Below are 16886 nucleotides of genomic sequence, written 5' to 3'. Positions count from 1 at the left end.
GGCGTCCCGGTGTTCCGGCGTTCCGGCGCCTTACGTCGCCGAGGGATGCCGCTCGCGGGCGGGCACCGCGGCGCCCGCCGCCCGTTGTACCGGGACGGCACCGCCCACGGGGGCGTAGCGGGGCGCCCCGGTGTACCAGGCGTGGAGCCCGGACAGGAAGCTCCGGGCACCGCGCAGCCAGGCCTCCAGCTCGGCCTGCTCGGCCTGGTCCAGCCCGGTTCTCCGGACGAGCGGGGGCAGTTCGCTCCGTATGAGGTGCTCGAAGTGGCGCAGCCGGGCGGAGATCAGGTCCGCGGCGGCGTGCATCGCCTCCTGGACGGTGATGCCCAGAGACGCTTCGAGGACGACGACGAGGTTGTTGACGTCGTACTCGTCGTGGACTTCCCGCTGGTAGGAGGCGATGTCGTTCGCCAGGCCCATGTAGTCCATGAAGGCGTCGAGGAGGGCGCGGACGGTCCGGGTGTGCCGGATGCGCTCGGGTATCCGTGCTCCGGTGGCGAGTTCGACGGAGTAGGGGGCGGTGTACGCGGCGAAGCTCTCACGGCGGAACTGGGCGTACTCGATGAGGTCGGGTACGCGGCCGGCACGGCTGTTGACCAGCTCCTGGACTCCTGCGTCGATGTAGCGTGCCAGCGCCCGGTTCAGCCCCTGGCGCCAGTGCGCGAGTCTCGGCGGGAACAGGCGTTGCTGGAGGTCGGCCATCCCCTTTTCGATCGCGTTGGCCGGCTCCGGCAACCGGGCGCCCGGATCCGGAGGCAGGAAGGCGTGGAGACGGGCGGTGAAGGCCTGCGCGCCCGCGAGGTCGCCCGTCTGTTTGAAGGCGGCGGCGAAGTAGTCGTCCCAGGCCAGAGCCCAGAGGTTGAACCGGTGATTGATTCGGAGGCCTACGAGCGAGGCGTCGGGGAGCGTCCACGCGGTCAGCTGGTCGACGGCCATCGCGTGGAACTGGGACCGGGTCCAGATCGGCCGGGCCGACGGCGTCTCGTCGCCGGTCAGCATGCCCATCTCGCGCGCCCACGTCTCGGTCTCCTGGCGCAGGACCGGCAGGTACGGATTCAGCCGTACCGGGTGCGGCATCCGCAGTATGGGAAGTTCGATGTCCTGCACTTTCATGGGATCCCTACCTCCCTTTTGGCGCACATCGGTGTGCGCCCCACAAGCGCGAGCGGGCTGTCATCGGAACGACATCCCAGTTCAGGGGCGTGAGCGAGCTGTCGGAGACTCGCTGCGTCATGCGGGGACGTGAACGCGCTGCACATTCGGGAACGGCCGGGCCGACCGGCTCGGCCGTTCCCGGGTGTGACGATCCCATTACAGGAACGGATGGCGACTGGTTTCCGCCATTTGGCGCACCAACCCTTCCCGCTGCGACCGAACTGCAACCCTGTGCGGTTGTCTTCGGCCACGATCAGAGCAGGATTGTGCCAAGGAAACGATCACTCTGGTCGGGTTTGGCTCAAATTCGATCGTGTGGTGCCGTGGCCGAGCACTCGGTCCGGCGAAGGCATCACGACATGTTGCGGCTCTCGGCTTCGGCGTTCGCGATGGCTTCGGCCTCGGCCTCCGCCATCGCTATGACGACACCGAACGCCTGGGCGATGTGGCCCGCGGCCGACATGACGCGCGCCGTGCCCACGACGGGGGCGATCGCGACGAGCACGTCCTGCAGCTCTTCGACCGTGAAGTCGGCCTTGACCGCGGGGTTGACGTGGGCCAGGTAGGAGATGGCCGGTGCGTCCATGGCCACGAGGGCGGCGATGCGGGTGGTGATGAGCGTCTTCTCGTCCATGCCGCAGTGCTCGATGGAGTCGACGGTCATTGCCGCGAGCGTGTCGAGAACGGGGGCGTCGGAGCTGGTGGCCATGTCGGTATCGCCTTTCGGTGCTGATCCGAGCCGGCGCGCCGCCCGCTGACCGCGGGATCACGGGCGTGTCGGCGGTGCCGTTTCAGGTTAGGTGTCCCGCGAGGCCCGCGCCCGTTGGGCCGTACGGGTGCACGAGCGCGCCCGGTGCCCGGCGGCCCGGCGATGCGGTGGGCGGGTGACGTCGGTACCCGGGCAGCGGCGTCGGCGTGCGGGCCGGGCGTCCGCCGCCGAGGATGTGCCCGTAACCGTCCCCTCGCCGTCCGGAGTCCCCCATGCTGGAGCGCACGCTCAACAAGGACCGCACCAAGGTCACCTTCATCCTCCCGGCCGACACGCCGCCCGGCCCGGTCAGCGTGGTGGGCGACTTCAACGGCTGGCAGCCCGGCGTCCACACGCTCCGGCCGCGCAAGGACGGCCAGCGCGCCGTCACCGTCGAGCTGGCGAGCAAGAGCAGCCACGCCTTCCGGTACCTGGCGGCAGGCGACTACTGGTTCAACGACGAATCCGCCGGTGACCAGGACGGACCCAACAGCCGCCTCCACACCTGAACCGCCGCCGACCGTGTCGGCGGCGCCCGGACCGCCGGAACGGGGGTCGTGCCCCATGCGCAGCGCACCGGCACCCCAGGTGGCCGAGGACAGCCCGGCCGTCCGTGCCGACATCGCACTGGACGTCAACGGACAGCGGTGCCGTCTGACGATCGACACCAGGATGTCCCTCCTCGACGTCCTGCGTGACTCCCTCGGTCTGACCGGAGCGAAGGCCGGCTGTGAGCGGGGCCATTGCGGTTGCTGCACCGTGCTCGTCGACGGCAGGCGTGTCTACGGCTGTCTGACGCTCGCCGCGGCCTGCGGCGACGCGCGCGTCGTGACGGTGGAGGGCCTGGCCGGGGCGGATCTCCATCCGCTGCAGGCGGCGTTCGTCGCGCGTGACGCCTTCCAGTGCGGATTCTGCACCCCCGGACAGCTGTGCTCGGCGATCGGAATGCTCGACGAGGCCGCCCGGGGAGCGCCGCCGGCCGGCGGTCCGGTCCTGACGCAGGCGGAAATCCGTGAGCGCATGAGCGGCAACCTGTGCCGCTGCGGTGCCTACCAGAACATCGTGGCCGCGATCATGGACGTGGCGCCGTGACGCGGCGCACGTCCGTCGGCGCGGCCCTTCCCCGGCGGGGGGCCCGGGCGAAGGTCACGGGCAGCGCTCGCTACACCGGCGACGTGGCCCTCCCGCACCTCGCGTACGTGGCGGTGATTCCGGCGGAGATCGCCCACGGGCGGGTCACGGCGGTCCGTCCGGAGGAAGCCCTCGCCCGGTCCGGAGTGCTGGCCGTGATTCACGGCGGCAACTGCCCGCGTCTGAACCGGACCGGTGCCGGCGACCTCGCCGTCTTCCAGTCACCTTCGGTCGCCCATCGAGGCCAGTTCGTCGCCGCGGTCGTCGCCGAGTCCCCGCAGATCGCGCACGAGGCGGCGCGGATGGTGGGCATCGACTACGCCGCGGACCCGCACAGGGTCAGCCTCGACATCGCGTGCGACGGATTCCGCCAACCGCCCGACCACGGGCCCTTCTTTCCGACCGACTGCTCGCACGGCGACGTGGAGACGGCCCTGTCAAACGCTCCGGTGCGGATCGACGCCACGTACAGGACTCCTCCGTACCACCACCACGCCCTCGAACCGCACGCGACGGTCGCGTACTGGCAGGACGGTGCGCTGACCGTCCACGACACCACGCAAGGGCCGTCGGGGACGCGTGACATCCTCGCGCACCTGTTCGGGATCGGCCCCGACCGGGTGCGGGTCATCGCCCGGCACGTGGGGGGAGGGTTCGGTTCCAAGGCCGCGCCACGGGCCCAGGTGGTCGTCGCCGCCTTGGCGGCGCTCGCCGTCGGCCGGCCGGTCAAGACCGTTCTCACCCGGGAGCAGCTGAGCGTCGTCGCCGGATACCGGACGCCGTCCGTCCAGCGGATCCGACTCGGGGCAGACGCCGATGGACACCTGCTGGCCGTATCCCATGTGTCGTTCGAGCAGACGTCCCTGACGAGCGACCACTGCGAGTACCCGGCCGCCCCCACGCGCACCATGTACGCGGCGCCGAACCGCGAGACCAGGCACTGGAGGGCGAGGCTGCACGTTCCGTCGCCGACCTGGATGCGCGCCCCCGGCGAATGCCCGGGGATGTTCGCGCTGGAATCGGCCATGGACGAGCTCGCCGTCGCGTGTGCGCTCGACCCGGTCGAGCTGCGCCTGCGCAACGACACCGCGAAGGATCCGCACAGCGGCCGGCCCTTCAGCACACGGAACCTCGCCACCTGCCTGCGGCTGGGCGCGGAGCGGTTCGGCTGGGCCGAACGCGACCGCCTCCGCGCGGAGTACGGCGACGGACGCCGGCTCGTTGGCATGGGCGTCGCCGCGTCGACCATCCCGCAGTACCGGTTCCCCTCCCGGGCTGGCGTGCACACCGATGGGTACGGCCACTACACCGTGCGCATCGCGGCCGCGGACATTGGCACCGGGGCGCGTACGGCACTGGCCCAGATCGCCGCCGACGCCCTGCGCGTCGACGTGGACCAGGTCATGGTGGAGATCGGCGACAGCGCGTACCCGTCGGCCAGTTGGGCCGGCCGGTCCAGCGGAACCACCTCCTGGGGAACCGCGGTGGTGCGGGCCTGCGAGGCGCTGCGGACCGCCATCGGGCGATGCGGCGGCCTGGTGCCGGACGGTGGCCTCGAAGCCACCGCCGACACCCTTGGGGAGCTCGCCGTGGCGCGCACCCACTCCCAGCACGCCTTCGGCGCGCAGTTCGCCCGGGTGACCGTGGACACGTCGACCGGGGAGATCCGGGTGCCGCGCATGCTCGGCGTCTTCGCCGTGGGCCGCGTGATCAACCCCGTCACCGTGCGGTCGCAGCTGGTCGGGGGCATGGTCATGGGTCTTTCCATGGCCCTGTGCGAGGAAGGGGTCATCGACCGGACGTACGGGCACTTCCACTCCCGCGACCTGTCCGCCTACCACGTGGCGACCTTCGCCGACGCTCCCGAGATCGAGGCCGTCTGCATCGACGAGGAGGACTTCCACACGAGCCCCATGGGGGCCAAGGGCGTCGGCGAGATCGGCATCGTCGGGACGGCGGCGGCCATCGCCAACGCCGTCCACCACGCGACCGGTCGCCGGATCCGGAGCCTGCCGCTCAGCGTGCGCCGGGTGAGGGAGGACGCGGCGGCATCGGGACACGGGACATGAAGCCCTTCCGCTACGAGCGCCCCGCCGGCGTGCGGGAGGCCGTGGCACTGGTCGAGGGGGATCCCGGGGCCGTGTTCGTGGCGGGCGGCACGAACCTGTTCGACCACCTCAAGCTGGGAATCGCCCGTCCGGGCCTGCTGGTGGACGTCACCGGGCTGCCCCTGGACGGGGTCGACGTCCTGCCCGACGGCGGTATGCGCGTAGGGGCCACCGTCCGCAATGCCGATCTCGCAGCCCATCCCGCGGTGCGCGAGCGCTATCCGGTCGTCTCGCAGGCGCTTCTGTCCGGTGCTTCACCTCAGTTGCGCAACATGGCCACCTTGGCGGGGAACCTGATGCAGCGCACGCGGTGCCCGTATTTCCTGAACCCGGACACCCCGTGCAACAAGAGGCGACCCGGATCAGGCTGTTCGGCCGTAGAGGGCCACGCCGAGCGCACCGCCGTGCTCGGCGCTTCGGAGAGCTGCGCGGCCGTGCACCCCTCCGACCTGGCGGTCGCCCTGTGCGCGGTGGACGCGACGGTCTGCGTACGGGGGGCGGCGGGCACCCGCCGCATTCCCGTCACCTCCCTCTACCGGCTGCCCGGGCACCGACCCGAGCTCGACACCGTCCTCGAACACGGTGAACTCGTCACGGCGGTGGAGCTGCCCGCGCTGCCGATGGCGGCCCGCTCCCGCTACCGCAAGGTCGGGGACCGGGCCTCCTTCAGCTTCGCGCTGGTGTCGGTCGCCGTGGCGGTCGATCCCGACGGCGACCGGGTCGGGGACGTGCGCATCGCGTTCGGCGGCCTCGCGACCACGCCGTGGCGGGCGCGGCGGGCGGAAGCCGTGCTGAGGGGCGCGCCCGCCACCGCGGACCGCTTCGCGGCAGCCGCGTTCGAGGAACTCGCCACTGCGCGCACCGTCCGTGCCACCGCGTACAAGGTTCCGCTGGCGTGTGACCTCCTGGTCGCCACGCTCCGCGATCTGTGGGAGGAGCGTGCACGACCCGGCTGACGCGGCGAGTCCGCGTCCCGGCGGCCTCAGGGCGCGAGTGCCTCCCGGAGCCTGGCCAGCACCAGCCGGGCGGCCGGGGACCGATGGTCCGGCCGGATGGCCAGTCCGAGGCAGGCGTGCGTCGCGGCGTCGGTGACGACGGCCGGCTCCAGGCCCTCGCCGGCCCCGGAGGAAGGGCTCAGGACGGCCACACCGGCTCCCCGTCGGGCGAGCCCGAGCAGGGTCTGCGGGGAGCTGGCCTCGATCTGCACACGGGGTTCGATCCCGTGCTGGAGGCACGACCGCTCGTACGCCTCCCGGATCCCGGTACCGCGCGGGAGGCAGAGGACCTTCTCCTCGGCCAGGTCGGCGAGGCGCACCGGCCCGCGGCGCAGCCTGTGGTCCTCGGGAACGACGACGGCGATCGGCTCGTCGACGATCACGACGGTGTCCAGAGCGGGCTCGGCCCGTCCAGCGAACGCGATCAGGGCGAGGTCGAGGGAGCGTGAGAGCACCTGGGACCGCAGCACGTCCGAGTCCTCCTCGTGGAGGCTGAGGACGATGCCCGGGTGGGTCCGCCCGAGTCCGGCGACGGCGTCCAGGAAGCCGGGGATCGAGCAGCCCCTGATCATGCCCAGCCGGATCCGGCCCCGGACGGCCCGCGCGAACCGGGCTGCGGTGTCCTCGATGCTGTCCATCGTCTGCAGCGCCGCTCGGGCGAGCGGCAGTACGGCTTCACCCGCGGCCGTCAGCCGGACCCGGCGTCCCGTGCGCTCGAGGAGCTGCTGCCCCAGTTCGCGTTCGAGCTTGCCCACCTGCGTGCTGATGCCCGACTGGCTGACGTGCAGCCGTGCGGCCGCGGCGGTGAAGGTGCCCTCGTCGACCACCGCGGCGAGGTAGCGCAGCTGGTGCAGTTCCATAACCACGGATGATAGTCACCATCGCGATCATCTGTTGGACCGATGGCCGCTCCTGCGGGACCCTGGACGCATGACGACTCCGGCAGAGATTTCCGAGAAGTACTTCACCGCCTGGGAGACGGGCGACTTCGACACGCTGCGCGGTCTGCTGGCCGACGATGTCGACTTCGTCGGCGCACTCGGCCAGGCCCGCGGCGCGCAGGAGTGCATCGCCGGTCTGCGCGGGATGGGCCGGATCCTGGAACGGATCGAGGTGCACGCCCGGGTGGCCGACGACACGGACGTGATCACCTGGTTCGACCTGCACACGACGGGTGCTCCGCCGGCCCCCACGGCGAACTGGAGCCACGTGGAGAACGGGAAGATCACCAGGATCCGCGTCGCCTTCGACCCGCGGGAGATCCTGGCGCAGCAGACCCGCTGATCCCCGCGGTGCCCTCGGCCGGTCGGCCGGCCGACCGACGAGACGAGGGCGAGGGCGAGTCGTACGGGTCAGCCGCCCTGGCCGGCGCTGCCGATCGGGCCGACCTTCACCGGGGAGCCGGCACCCTCCGTGACGGGCAGCGTGGCGGCTCCCGGCCAGGCGAGCGTGACCGACTTCGTCTCGTCCGGCGGGGTCACGACCAGCCCCGTGATGCGGACGCCGGAGCCGCCCGACGTGTTGAGCGGGTAGTTGACCCCGAAGGACACCGACTTCCCGGCCTTGAGTACGGTCGTGTCGGCCTGCTCGCCGGTGCGCTTGGCGGACAGCGATCCCGAGCTGGTCTTCAGGTCGACGCCCGCGTACGCGGAGAGCGAGCAGTCCCGGCTGCCGCGGTTCTTCAGCGTCACCGCGACGGTTCCGTCGGCATCGCCGCCGACGGTGCCGTCCACGGCAGTGATCGTCAGCTCGTCGGTGCGGCACTTCTCGGTCTTGCCGCTCCCGTTGGAGCCGGTCCCGGCGGTCGTCCCCTTCCCGCCGGAGCCGGGCGTGCCCGAGGCCTTGCCGCCGCCCTGATCCGCACTGCCCGAGGGCGACGCGGTCGGCGCGGACGAGGGGGAGGACGCGGACGACGGGCTGCTCTGTCCCGTGCCGTCCTCGCCGTTCTGGCAGGCCGTGAGCGAAAAGCTCGCGGCAACGGCCACGGCGGCGAGGGTGAGCTTGTGAACGCGCATCGTTTCTTCCTCAGGATCGATCGGTCGGCAGTGCCGGGTGCTCGGTGCGGGTCGTAGGAGCGGGCCGGTGGGAGCGGGTCGGTACGAGCGGGCGTTTCCGATCACCAAGACCAGCCGGCCCGCCCGGCCGTTCCGCCCAACTTCCCTCTAGTACATTCCTGTTACATGCACACGCACACGCGCACGTACGGGCTGAGCCTCGTGTGTCTCCGCGCGCGCAACCTGTGGCTTGATTCGTACGTCTTGCAGCGCGGCTTGGTCGTGCTCGGCGGCGTTCGCGTCTCGGCGCGGCTCTTGCCGTTCCGCGTACCGCGTATGTGAGAGGGCACCACCGTGCATGTTGTCAACACCCGTTTCAGCATCCTGTCCGAGGACTTCGCCGCAGACCCCTACCGCCACTTCGCCCAGCTGCGGGAGCGGACGCCGGTGCACTACGAGCCGGGCCTCGACAGCTACTTCCTCTCGCGCCACGAGGACGTGAAGCGGGTGCTGACCGACCACGAGGCGTTCACGACCGAGTCGCTGCAGGTGCGCGCCGAGCCGGTGATGCGCGGGCCGGTCCTCGCGCAGATGACCGGGGCCGAGCACACCGCGAAGCGCAAGATCGCCGTACGGGCCTTCACCGGGCAGGCCCTCCACGACCAGATACGCGCCGTCCGCACCAACGCCGCCGAGCTCATGGCCCCTTTCCTCGCCCGGGGCCGGATGGACCTGGTCAACGACTTCGGCAGACCCCTCGCCGTCCACGTGACGCTCGACGTCCTCGGTCTGGAGAGACGGGACTGGCGGCAGGTGGCCGCCTGGAACGGCGGAGTCACCGAGTTCATCACCGCCATGGCCCTCACCCCCGAGCGCCGCCGCCACTGCATGGACTGCGCCGAGCAGCTGGAGGCGTACCTCCTCCCCGTCATCGAACGGCGGCGCCGCCACCCCGGCGACGACCTGATATCGAAGCTGTGCACCGCCGAGTTCGACGGCATCGCCATGAGCGACCGCGATGTCACCGCACTGATCATCAACGTTCTGGCGGCCGCCACCGAGCCCGCCGACAAGACCCTCGCCCTGCTCTTCAAGCACCTCATCGACCACCCCGAGCAGCTGGCACAGGTCCGCCGGGACCCGGAGCTGCTGGCCGCCGCCATCGCCGAGACCCTGCGCTACACGCCGCCGGTCCAGTTCATCCCCCGCCAGACGGCGCAGGACACGGTGTTCGCGGGTGGTGCCGCCGTCCCGGCCGGTGCCACCGTCTTCTGCATGATCGGCGCTGCCAACCGGGACCCCGACGCCTTCACCGACCCGGACACCTTCGACATCCACCGCCCGGACCTGGGCACCGCCCGCTCCTTCACCGCCGCCGCCCAGCACCTGTCCTTCGGCAGCGGACTCCACCAGTGCGTCGGCGCGGCCTTCGCGCGCGCCGAGATCGAGACCGTCGCCGCCATGCTCCTGCCCCTGCTCGACCAGGTCCGCCACAGCCCCGGCCTCCGCTACCGGGAGAGCGGCCTGTACACCCGGGGTCCCGTCTCGCTGTCCCTGGACTTCACCCCCGTCCACCTCGGCGAACGAGACCTCGAAAGCGCCGAATGACACCTCCGTTAGGATCTCCGTTCGACCTGACGAAGCCGGGTCATGCACAAGGAAGTTGGGAGCCGCCATGGTGTCCGTGGGGGAAAGACTGAGCAGGGCGCGCGTACGCGCCTTCGTCGGCCGGGACGATGAACTCGGCCGCTTCGAGGAGGCCTTGGCCGGCGATCCGCAGGCCCCGTTCGCGTTCTACGTGTGCGGGCCGGGCGGCATCGGGAAGTCGACGCTGCTGCGCCACCTGGCGGACCGCGCCCGAACGGCCGGCCGGCTGCTCGTCGAACTCGACGGGCGGTTCGTCAGCCGGGATCCGGCCGATTTCGAGCGTGCCGCCGGCCCGTTCCTGGACGTTCCGGGCACGGTCCTGATCGTGGACTCCTTCGAGCACTGCCAGTGGCTGGAGAGCTGGCTGTGGCACCACCTCCTGCCCCGCGCCGCGGACGACACCCTGGTCGTCCTGGCCGGCCGGCGCGCCCCGCAGCCGCAGTGGACCGCCGATCCCGCCTGGTCCCGGCTCCTGCACGTGACCGAACTGGAGCCCTTCTCCGAGGAGCAGGCCCGGAGCCTGCTCGTGGCGGCGGACATCCGGCCCGAACTGCGGGACCGGGTGCTCCGCTTCGCCGGAGGCAACCCGCTGGCCCTGTCCCTCGCGGCCGCGGCGGGATCGGACGGCTGCGGCCGCGAGGAGATCTGGGCCCCCACGGCGGACGTACTGCGCACCCTGCTGGCGGGGCTGATCGGCGAGGTGCCCACGGCGGCCCACCGCCGCGCCCTGGAGGTGGCGGCGCAGGCCCACTCGACGTCCGAGGAACTGCTCGCCGCGGTGCTGCCCGAAGAGGATGCCCATGCGCTCTTCTCCTGGCTGCGGGACCTGCCGTTCATCGAATCCACCCACCAAGGGCTCCACCCGCACGACGCCGCGCGCGAGACGCTCGCCGCCGACCTGCGCTGGCGGGCGCCCAACGCCTTCGAGGCGATGCGCCGGCGCCTCGCGGACGAGTACCTGCGCATCCTGCGCGAAGCACCCGAGGAACGGGTGTGGACCGTCACCGACGAGCTCTTCTACCTCTTCCGGGAAGGCGCGACCCTGGCCCGGCTGCGCTCCTGGTCGCGCGAGGACGAGGTGCACGACCGCCCTCTGCACCCCGATGACATCGATGCCGTGCTGCGCATGACGGAGGAGACCGAGGGAGCCGCCTCCGCCGAGCTCGTCCGGTACTGGGCGCGGCGCCAGCCGCAGGCCTTCAGCGTCTACCGGCTCGTGGGCACGGGCCGGATCGTGGCGTTCACGACCCGGCTGGTCCTGCCGGCCCCGCCCGACCCCCAGGACCTCGCCACCGACCCCGTCGTCGCCGCCGCATGGCGGTACACCGATGCCGTCGAGCCGGTGAGCCCCGGCGAGCACATCGGGGTCAGCCGCTTCTCGATCTACCCCGAGCAGTACCAGGTTCCCTCGCGCGTCATCGACTTGAGCAGCTCCCGGGCCCAGGCCGAGGCGGCCCGCGCCCGCGGCCGCGCGTACGGATTCGCCGTGTACCAGGACGCCGAGACGTGGGCGGCGCGTGTCAAGGGCACCCTCAGCGACACCGGGGCGCGCCCGCGCGTCGGTGACCACACGTACGGGGTCTTCGGCGTGGACTGGCGCCAAGTTCCCGTGGAGTCATGGCTCATGCGCTTCATATCGGCCACCGAGGAGCCGGTCCGGTCCGGGCCGTCGCCCGTTTCCCGTGCCGCGTTCGACCAGGCCGTGCGCGAGGCCCTGGCCCACTGGCGCGACGCGGGGGCCTTCGCGGCCTGCGCCCTGATGCGCACGCGTCTCGCGGCCGACTTCGCCGATCCGGTGGACGAGTTGCGTGCCCTGCTGCGCGGGGCCGTCGACGAACTCGCCGGTGATCCGCGCGGGGTCCGGGCCCGCGAGGCCCTGGCGGCGGGCTACTTCTCCGGTGCACCCACCCAGGAGGCCGCCGCCCGCCGTCTCGGCCTGCCGTACGGCACCTACCGCCGCCACCTGCGTCAGGGCCTGGACCTGCTCTGCGAAGCCTTGTGGCAGCAGGAGTTGCACGACCCCCGGTAGCGACGGCGTCCGCGTGCCGCCGGCCGGGCCGTCCGCACCGCGTGGACAGGTGCGGACAGGAGTGGACAGCGCCCGTCCCCGCCGGGCCTGGATAGTGGACACCGTTCGCGCCGAGTGTGTGCGCCATGAACGACGCACACACGCAGACGGACCGGGCAGTACGTCGGCCCCCCGGGCCGGGAGCGGTCCTCGCGCCACTCGCCGCCGCCCAGTTCACCGTCATGCTCGCCACCTCGATCGTCAACGTGGCGCTCCCGCAGATCCGGGCCGGGGTGGGCCTCTCGGACGGCGGGACCACCTGGGTCGTCAACTCGTACGGCCTGGCGTTCGGGGCGCTGCTCCTGGCGGGCGGCCGGGTCGCCGACCTGCTCGGCCGCCGCCGGGTGCTGCTCGCCGGGCTCGCCCTGTTCGCGCTGGCCTCGCTGGCAGCGGGGCTGGCCACCTCCGCCGGCGTCCTGATCGCGGCCCGCGCCGTTCAGGGCGCGGGGGCCGCCGCCATCGCACCGGCCGCGCTCGCGCTGGCGATGGGGCTGTTCCCGTCCGGCCCGGGGCGGGGCAGGGCCCTGGGGGTCTGGGGTGCGGTCTCCGGGGCGGGCGGGGCGGGGGGCGTCTTGTTGGGCGGTGTGCTCACCCAGGCGTGGGGGTGGCCCTGGATCTTCCACTCCGTCGCGCTCGGAGCGGCCATGGTCCTGGCCGCGGTGGCGGTACTCGTACCGCGGGACGCGGGGCGGGAGGCGGGGCGGGAGGCCGCCGGGCGGTTCGACCTGCTGGGCACCGCCACCGTCACCCTCGCCCTGACCTGCCTGGTCTGGGGCCTGACCACCGCACGCGGCGCCGGCTGGACCGACGGCGGGGTGCTGAGCTCCCTCGGCGCGTCCGTCGTACTGCTCGCGGCCTTCCCCCTGATCGAGCTCCGGCGGCCGAACGCGCTGCTGCCGCCCCGCCTGTTCGCCACCGGCCGGGTCGCCGCCGGCAACCTGCTGATGGCCCTGCTGGGGTCCGTGTGGATCGCCCTGTTCTTCTTCCTGCCGCTCTACCAGCAACAAGTACTCGGATCCAGCCCGTTGGCCACCGGAGCCGGACAACTCCCCCTCGCCGCAGCCAATATGCTCGGCGCCGTACTCGCCCCCCGCATCGCTCGTCGGCTCGGTGCCACCGTCACCGTCACCGCGGCCCTGCTGACCGAGGCCGCCGGACTGCTGTGGCTGTCGCGGATGAGCGCCGACGGAAGCTACCTGACGGACGTCCTCGGCCCGAGCATCCTGGTCGGGCTGGGCCTCAGCGTCGCCTTCGTCCAGCTCACGGCACTCGCCGTGGACGGCGTCCCGCGGCAGGACGCGGGCCTGGCCGGGGGGCTGGTGAACACCACCCGCCAGGTCGGCGGCGCGATCGGCCTCGCCGCCCTCGCCACCCTGGCCGGCTCCGTCACCGCCGGTGCGTCCGCCGGTACGCCCCCGCTGGAAGCCCTCACGGCCGGCTACCGCACCGCGTTCGCGGTCTCGGCGGCGGTGCTCCTCACCACGGCCCTCCTCGCACTGCTCCTCACCCGCCGCACCCCTCCGGTCGGCTCTCCACGACCCATCCGCTCCGAACAGGAAGCACTGTCATGACAACCAACGTCACCATCGACGAGACGGCTCCCGTCATCGTCCGCCTGAACGCCGTGATCGACGCTCCGCTCGCCACCGTGTGGGGCCTGCACACCGACATCGCGGACTGGCCCGTCTGGAACGCGGACATCGACCGGGCAGAGGTCCACGGCCCGCTCCTGCCCGGCAACTCCTTCAGCTGGCACACCCACGGCCTGGACATCACCTCCACCGTGTACGAGCTGGTCCCCGGGGAGCGGATCGTGTGGGGCGGCCCCGCCGCAGGCATCACCGGCATACACGTCTGGACGTTCGAGCGGACCACGGACGGCACCGACCGCACCACCGTCCGCACCGAGGAGTCCTGGAGCGGAGCCCCCGTCGAAGCTGCGGCCGACGAGCTCGGCAAGGCCCTTCACGCCTCCCTGGAAGCCTGGCTCTCCCACCTCAAGGCACGTGCGGAACAGCCCGCCTGACCGTGCACCACACCTCTGCATTCGGCAATCCGTATCCACGCACCGGAGGAACACCCGTCATGACCACCTCGAAGCCCTACCTGAGCGGCCACTACACCCCCGTCCCCGACGAGATCACCGTCGCCGGCCTCTCCGTCGAAGGGTCCCTGCCCCCCGAGTTGAACGGCCGGCTCCTGCGCAACGGACACAACCCCAAGCCCGGCGTCACCCCCACCCACTGGTTCAAGGGCAGCGGCATGGTCCACGGCATCCGGCTGCGTGACGGCGCGGCCGAGTGGTACCGCAACCGCTGGGTGCACACCCCTGCCCTCGACGGCGCCCCCTACATGACCGAGCACGGACCCGACTTCACCGCCAGCACCGCCGGCACCCACGTCATCGAACACGCCGGACGCCTCCTGGCCCTGTGCGAGTCGAACCTCCCCTTCGAGCTCACCCCGGAGCTGGAGACGGTCGGCGCCTACGACTTCGACGGCAAGCTGCGCAGCGCCATGACCGCGCATCCCAAGGAGGACCCGGTGACCGGGGAGCTCCACTTCTTCGGGTCCTCGCCGTTCCCGCCGTTCCTGACCTACTACGTCGCCGATGCCAAGGGCGACGTAGTCCACAGCGCCGAGATCCCCGGGGCGACGGCCTCGCTGAAGCACGACTTCGCCCTGACCCGCCGGCACGTGGTGTTCGTCGAGGGCAACGTCACCTTCGACCCCACGGAGCACTCCGGCATCCCCTACGCCTGGAGCGACAGCCAGCCCGCCCGTATCGGCGTCATGCCGCGCGGGGCCGACGGCACCGGGCACATCCGCTGGTTCTCGGTGGAGCCGGGCAACATGCTCCACGTCTCCAACGCCTACGAGGACGGCCAGGGCCGCATCGTCCTGGAAGGCCCCACCGTGGACCGGGAGGGCTTCCGGCTCTCCTGGAACTGGTGGATCGGCGCGCCCGACCGCGGTAGCGAGCCCGGCTCCCGCTCGTACACCCGCCGCTGGGTCATCGACATGGCCGACGGCTCCGTCAGCGAGCAGATCATCGACGACCTGCCGGTGGAGTTCCCGACGCTCAACGAGAACTACCTGGGCGCCGAGAACCGTTACCAGTACGCCATCTCCTTCCCCGACGAGAAGGGCTACGGCGGCTACGGCGTCGTCAAGTACGACCGCACCACCGGTGCCCGCCGCATCCACCAGGTGGGCGACGCCCGGATGCCCAGCGAAGCCGTGTTCGTCCCCGCCGCCGACGCGACGAGCGAGGACGACGGCTATCTGCTGACCGTCGTCTCCGACCTGAAGCAGGACTCCTCCCAGCTGCTGGTCCTCGACGCCGCCGGCCTCGACCGGGTCGCCACCGTCCACCTGCCCCGCCGGGTGACGGCCGGAGTCCATGGTTCCTGGATCCCCGACAGTGACCTGTAGGGCGCCAGGGCCGTCCAGGAGCAGGGAATCAGCCGGAGCCGCGGGCACCCCGCGGCTCCGGCACCGCCTCGCCACCGCCGCACCGGCGGCCGGGGCCCGTACACGACCAGGGAAAGCAGACATGAGAAGAATCCGGAAGCGCGCAGGCTGGACCGCCGCCGCCCTGTCCGTCATCGCGACCACCCTCGCCGTACCGGCGGTCGCCCAGCCGGAATCCGGCGACCGCCCGGCGTCCGCGAGCGCCATCGACTGGCGCGACTGCGCCGACGCGGACTTCAAGCAGATGCAGTGCGGAACGATGCGGGTACCCATCGACCGGGCGCACCCCGGTTCCGGCAACCTCACCCTCGCACTGGTCCGCCGGCCGGCCGAGGACCGGGCACACCGCCAGGGCACGCTGCTGCTGAATGACGGCGCGGGCGGCTCCTCGATCGAGCAGCTGCGCCTGGCCATGCGCATCGGCCTGCCGAAATTCGCCGGGGACATGACCCGGAAGTTCGACCTGGTCGCCGTGGACCCGCGCGGAGTGGGCCACAGCACGCCGATCGTGTGCGGGGAGGAGCCGGTGCCCGCGGGAGTCAGCCACTCCCCGCGGAGCAAGGAAGCCTTCGACGCGCTCGTGAGCGCCAACAGGGCGTTCGCCGAGGACTGCACCCGGCGCAACGGCCCCCTGACCGAGCACGTCGACCTGACGAGCACCGCACGGGACTTCGAGGCGGTCCGCATCGCGCTGGGCGAGCGGCAGCTGAACTGGTACGGCATCCACTACAGCACCCTCCTCGGCCGCACCTACGCCGCCCTCCACCCCGGCAGACTGCGCACCATGGTCCTGGACACCGCCCTGGACGACACCGGCTCACCGCTCCGGCGGACCGTCCAGGAAGCCGTCACCGCCGAGACGGCCTTCAACCGCTTCGCCGCCTGGTGCGCCGCGTCCGCGGACTGCGCCCTGCACGGCAAGGACGCGGCGGCCGAGTACGACGCCCTCGTCGCCCGGGCCGACCGCGATCCGATCCGCACCGGGGGCACGGCCCACCAGCCGCTGACCGGCGAGGACATCCGCGAGGCGACGCAGGACTACCTGACCTTGGCCGGTCACACCTGGCCGGACCTGGCGAAGGCCATCATCCTGGCCCAGCAGGGCGACGGGACCGAATTCACCCGCGAGCCGGACAACACCCTCGACCCCGTCCAGGTCCAGGTGCCCGCCTGCCTGGACAACGCACGCCCGGTGCGCACCCTCGGGCAGCTCACCGACCTGCAGAAGGAACTCGCCCGTGTGTCCCCGCATCTGGGCGGCGCCGTACGCTCCTACAAGGCCATCGCCGGGTGTCTCGGCTGGCCCGTGCCCGCCGTGCCGGTGAAGGCCGGTGCCCCGGTGCCGGGCGCGCCGCCCGCGCTGGTCCTGCAGTCCACCCACCAGGCCCTCGCCCCGTACCAGGCGGGCGCGGCCTTGGCCGCCCAGCTGCCCGGCAGCGTAGTCCTCGCCCGGGAAGGGGACGACTACAGCATGTTCCTGGCGTCCCAGTGCGTCAGGGATGCCACCAACCGCTACCTGACCACCCTCGCCCTGCCCGCCCCCAGCACGACCTGCGCCACCTGAGA

General features: G+C 72.0%; 15 protein-coding genes. 11 read left to right on the top strand and 4 right to left on the bottom strand.

The window, feature by feature from the left end:
- Positions 1–30: 30 nt before the first annotated feature.
- Positions 31–1113, bottom strand: coding sequence for a hypothetical protein (locus ACFXGI_RS06655; RefSeq protein WP_384704172.1), 1083 nt, complete (start codon positions 1111–1113; stop codon positions 31–33).
- Between the two features lie 394 nt (positions 1114–1507).
- A complete protein-coding gene (locus tag ACFXGI_RS06650; RefSeq protein ID WP_384704170.1) occupies positions 1508–1864 on the bottom strand; it encodes a carboxymuconolactone decarboxylase in 357 nt (118 codons plus the stop codon).
- Between the two features lie 272 nt (positions 1865–2136).
- Here ACFXGI_RS06650 and ACFXGI_RS06645 point away from each other — a divergent pair, with 272 nt between their 5' ends.
- Genes ACFXGI_RS06645 through ACFXGI_RS06630 form a run of 4 tightly spaced genes read left to right on the top strand, consistent with a single transcriptional unit; the run spans position 2137 to position 6098 of the window.
- Positions 2137–2412, top strand: coding sequence for an isoamylase early set domain-containing protein (locus ACFXGI_RS06645; protein ID WP_384704168.1), 276 nt, complete (start codon positions 2137–2139; stop codon positions 2410–2412).
- A gap of 55 nt (positions 2413–2467) precedes the next feature.
- Positions 2468–2995: a (2Fe-2S)-binding protein gene (locus ACFXGI_RS06640; protein ID WP_384704167.1), complete on the top strand. Its 528-nt coding sequence runs from the start codon at positions 2468–2470 to the stop codon at positions 2993–2995.
- Positions 2992–5103 carry a xanthine dehydrogenase family protein molybdopterin-binding subunit gene (locus tag ACFXGI_RS06635; protein ID WP_384704165.1) on the top strand — a complete coding sequence of 704 codons (2112 nt, stop codon included), beginning with the start codon at positions 2992–2994 and terminating at the stop codon, positions 5101–5103. The genes ACFXGI_RS06640 and ACFXGI_RS06635 overlap by 4 nt, the downstream gene beginning before the upstream one ends.
- On the top strand, positions 5100–6098 hold the full coding sequence (locus ACFXGI_RS06630; RefSeq protein ID WP_384704163.1) for an FAD binding domain-containing protein: 999 nt from the start codon (positions 5100–5102) through the stop codon (positions 6096–6098). The genes ACFXGI_RS06635 and ACFXGI_RS06630 overlap by 4 nt, the downstream gene beginning before the upstream one ends.
- Before the next feature lie 26 nt (positions 6099–6124).
- On the opposite strand, the gene ACFXGI_RS06625 is transcribed toward ACFXGI_RS06630, so the two are convergent.
- A complete protein-coding gene (locus ACFXGI_RS06625; protein ID WP_384704161.1) occupies positions 6125–6997 on the bottom strand; it encodes a LysR family transcriptional regulator in 873 nt (290 codons plus the stop codon).
- Between the two features lie 70 nt (positions 6998–7067).
- On the opposite strand from ACFXGI_RS06625, the gene ACFXGI_RS06620 reads away from it, so the two are divergent.
- The gene (locus ACFXGI_RS06620; RefSeq protein WP_384704159.1) at positions 7068–7421 is read left to right on the top strand and encodes a nuclear transport factor 2 family protein; all 354 of its coding nucleotides are present in this window, start codon (positions 7068–7070) and stop codon (positions 7419–7421) included.
- A gap of 68 nt (positions 7422–7489) precedes the next feature.
- Here ACFXGI_RS06620 and ACFXGI_RS06615 read toward each other — a convergent pair whose 3' ends face one another.
- Positions 7490–8152, bottom strand: a complete 663-nt coding sequence (locus ACFXGI_RS06615; RefSeq protein WP_384704158.1) for a DUF4232 domain-containing protein — start codon at positions 8150–8152, stop codon at positions 7490–7492.
- A gap of 333 nt (positions 8153–8485) precedes the next feature.
- Here ACFXGI_RS06615 and ACFXGI_RS06610 point away from each other — a divergent pair, with 333 nt between their 5' ends.
- From ACFXGI_RS06610 to ACFXGI_RS06585, 6 genes are all read left to right on the top strand, one after another.
- Positions 8486–9739 carry a cytochrome P450, cyclodipeptide synthase-associated gene (locus tag ACFXGI_RS06610; protein ID WP_384704156.1) on the top strand — a complete coding sequence of 418 codons (1254 nt, stop codon included), beginning with the start codon at positions 8486–8488 and terminating at the stop codon, positions 9737–9739.
- 76 nt (positions 9740–9815) lie between these two features.
- Positions 9816–11807, top strand: a complete 1992-nt coding sequence (locus ACFXGI_RS06605) for an AAA family ATPase (RefSeq protein WP_384704154.1) — start codon at positions 9816–9818, stop codon at positions 11805–11807.
- Positions 11808–11932: 125 nt separating this feature from the next.
- Complete coding sequence (locus ACFXGI_RS06600) at positions 11933–13417, top strand: MFS transporter (protein WP_384704152.1); 1485 nt, start codon at positions 11933–11935, stop codon at positions 13415–13417.
- Positions 13414–13872, top strand: a complete 459-nt coding sequence (locus ACFXGI_RS06595; RefSeq protein WP_384704150.1) for an SRPBCC family protein — start codon at positions 13414–13416, stop codon at positions 13870–13872. Before ACFXGI_RS06600 ends, ACFXGI_RS06595 begins: the two co-directional genes overlap by 4 nt.
- Before the next feature lie 59 nt (positions 13873–13931).
- Positions 13932–15281: a carotenoid oxygenase family protein gene (locus ACFXGI_RS06590; RefSeq protein ID WP_384704148.1), complete on the top strand. Its 1350-nt coding sequence runs from the start codon at positions 13932–13934 to the stop codon at positions 15279–15281.
- Between the two features lie 121 nt (positions 15282–15402).
- Positions 15403–16884, top strand: coding sequence for an alpha/beta fold hydrolase (locus tag ACFXGI_RS06585; RefSeq protein ID WP_384704147.1), 1482 nt, complete (start codon positions 15403–15405; stop codon positions 16882–16884).
- The last annotated feature ends 2 nt before the right edge of the window (positions 16885–16886 follow it).

Origin of the sequence: Streptomyces sp. NPDC059355 (genome assembly GCF_042752335.1) — a bacterium.
Lineage (GTDB): Bacteria > Actinomycetota > Actinomycetes > Streptomycetales > Streptomycetaceae > Streptomyces.
The sequence above is the reverse complement of the archived record's forward strand: the minus strand, read 5'-3'. Positions and strand labels throughout refer to the sequence as shown.

What these genes read in the sequence shown, in the direction of transcription:
- ACFXGI_RS06655 (WP_384704172.1), bottom strand. Translation starts at nt 1,113, where the DNA reads ATGAAAGTGCAGGACATCGAACTTCCCATACTGCGGATGCCGCACCCG.
- ACFXGI_RS06650 (WP_384704170.1), bottom strand. Translation starts at nt 1,864, where the DNA reads ATGGCCACCAGCTCCGACGCCCCCGTTCTCGACACGCTCGCGGCAATG.
- ACFXGI_RS06645 (WP_384704168.1), top strand. Translation starts at nt 2,137, where the DNA reads ATGCTGGAGCGCACGCTCAACAAGGACCGCACCAAGGTCACCTTCATC.
- ACFXGI_RS06640 (WP_384704167.1), top strand. Translation starts at nt 2,468, where the DNA reads ATGCGCAGCGCACCGGCACCCCAGGTGGCCGAGGACAGCCCGGCCGTC.
- ACFXGI_RS06630 (WP_384704163.1), top strand. Translation starts at nt 5,100, where the DNA reads ATGAAGCCCTTCCGCTACGAGCGCCCCGCCGGCGTGCGGGAGGCCGTG.
- ACFXGI_RS06625 (WP_384704161.1), bottom strand. Translation starts at nt 6,997, where the DNA reads ATGGAACTGCACCAGCTGCGCTACCTCGCCGCGGTGGTCGACGAGGGC.
- ACFXGI_RS06620 (WP_384704159.1), top strand. Translation starts at nt 7,068, where the DNA reads ATGACGACTCCGGCAGAGATTTCCGAGAAGTACTTCACCGCCTGGGAG.
- ACFXGI_RS06615 (WP_384704158.1), bottom strand. Translation starts at nt 8,152, where the DNA reads ATGCGCGTTCACAAGCTCACCCTCGCCGCCGTGGCCGTTGCCGCGAGC.
- ACFXGI_RS06600 (WP_384704152.1), top strand. Translation starts at nt 11,933, where the DNA reads ATGAACGACGCACACACGCAGACGGACCGGGCAGTACGTCGGCCCCCC.
- ACFXGI_RS06595 (WP_384704150.1), top strand. Translation starts at nt 13,414, where the DNA reads ATGACAACCAACGTCACCATCGACGAGACGGCTCCCGTCATCGTCCGC.
- ACFXGI_RS06590 (WP_384704148.1), top strand. Translation starts at nt 13,932, where the DNA reads ATGACCACCTCGAAGCCCTACCTGAGCGGCCACTACACCCCCGTCCCC.
- ACFXGI_RS06585 (WP_384704147.1), top strand. Translation starts at nt 15,403, where the DNA reads ATGAGAAGAATCCGGAAGCGCGCAGGCTGGACCGCCGCCGCCCTGTCC.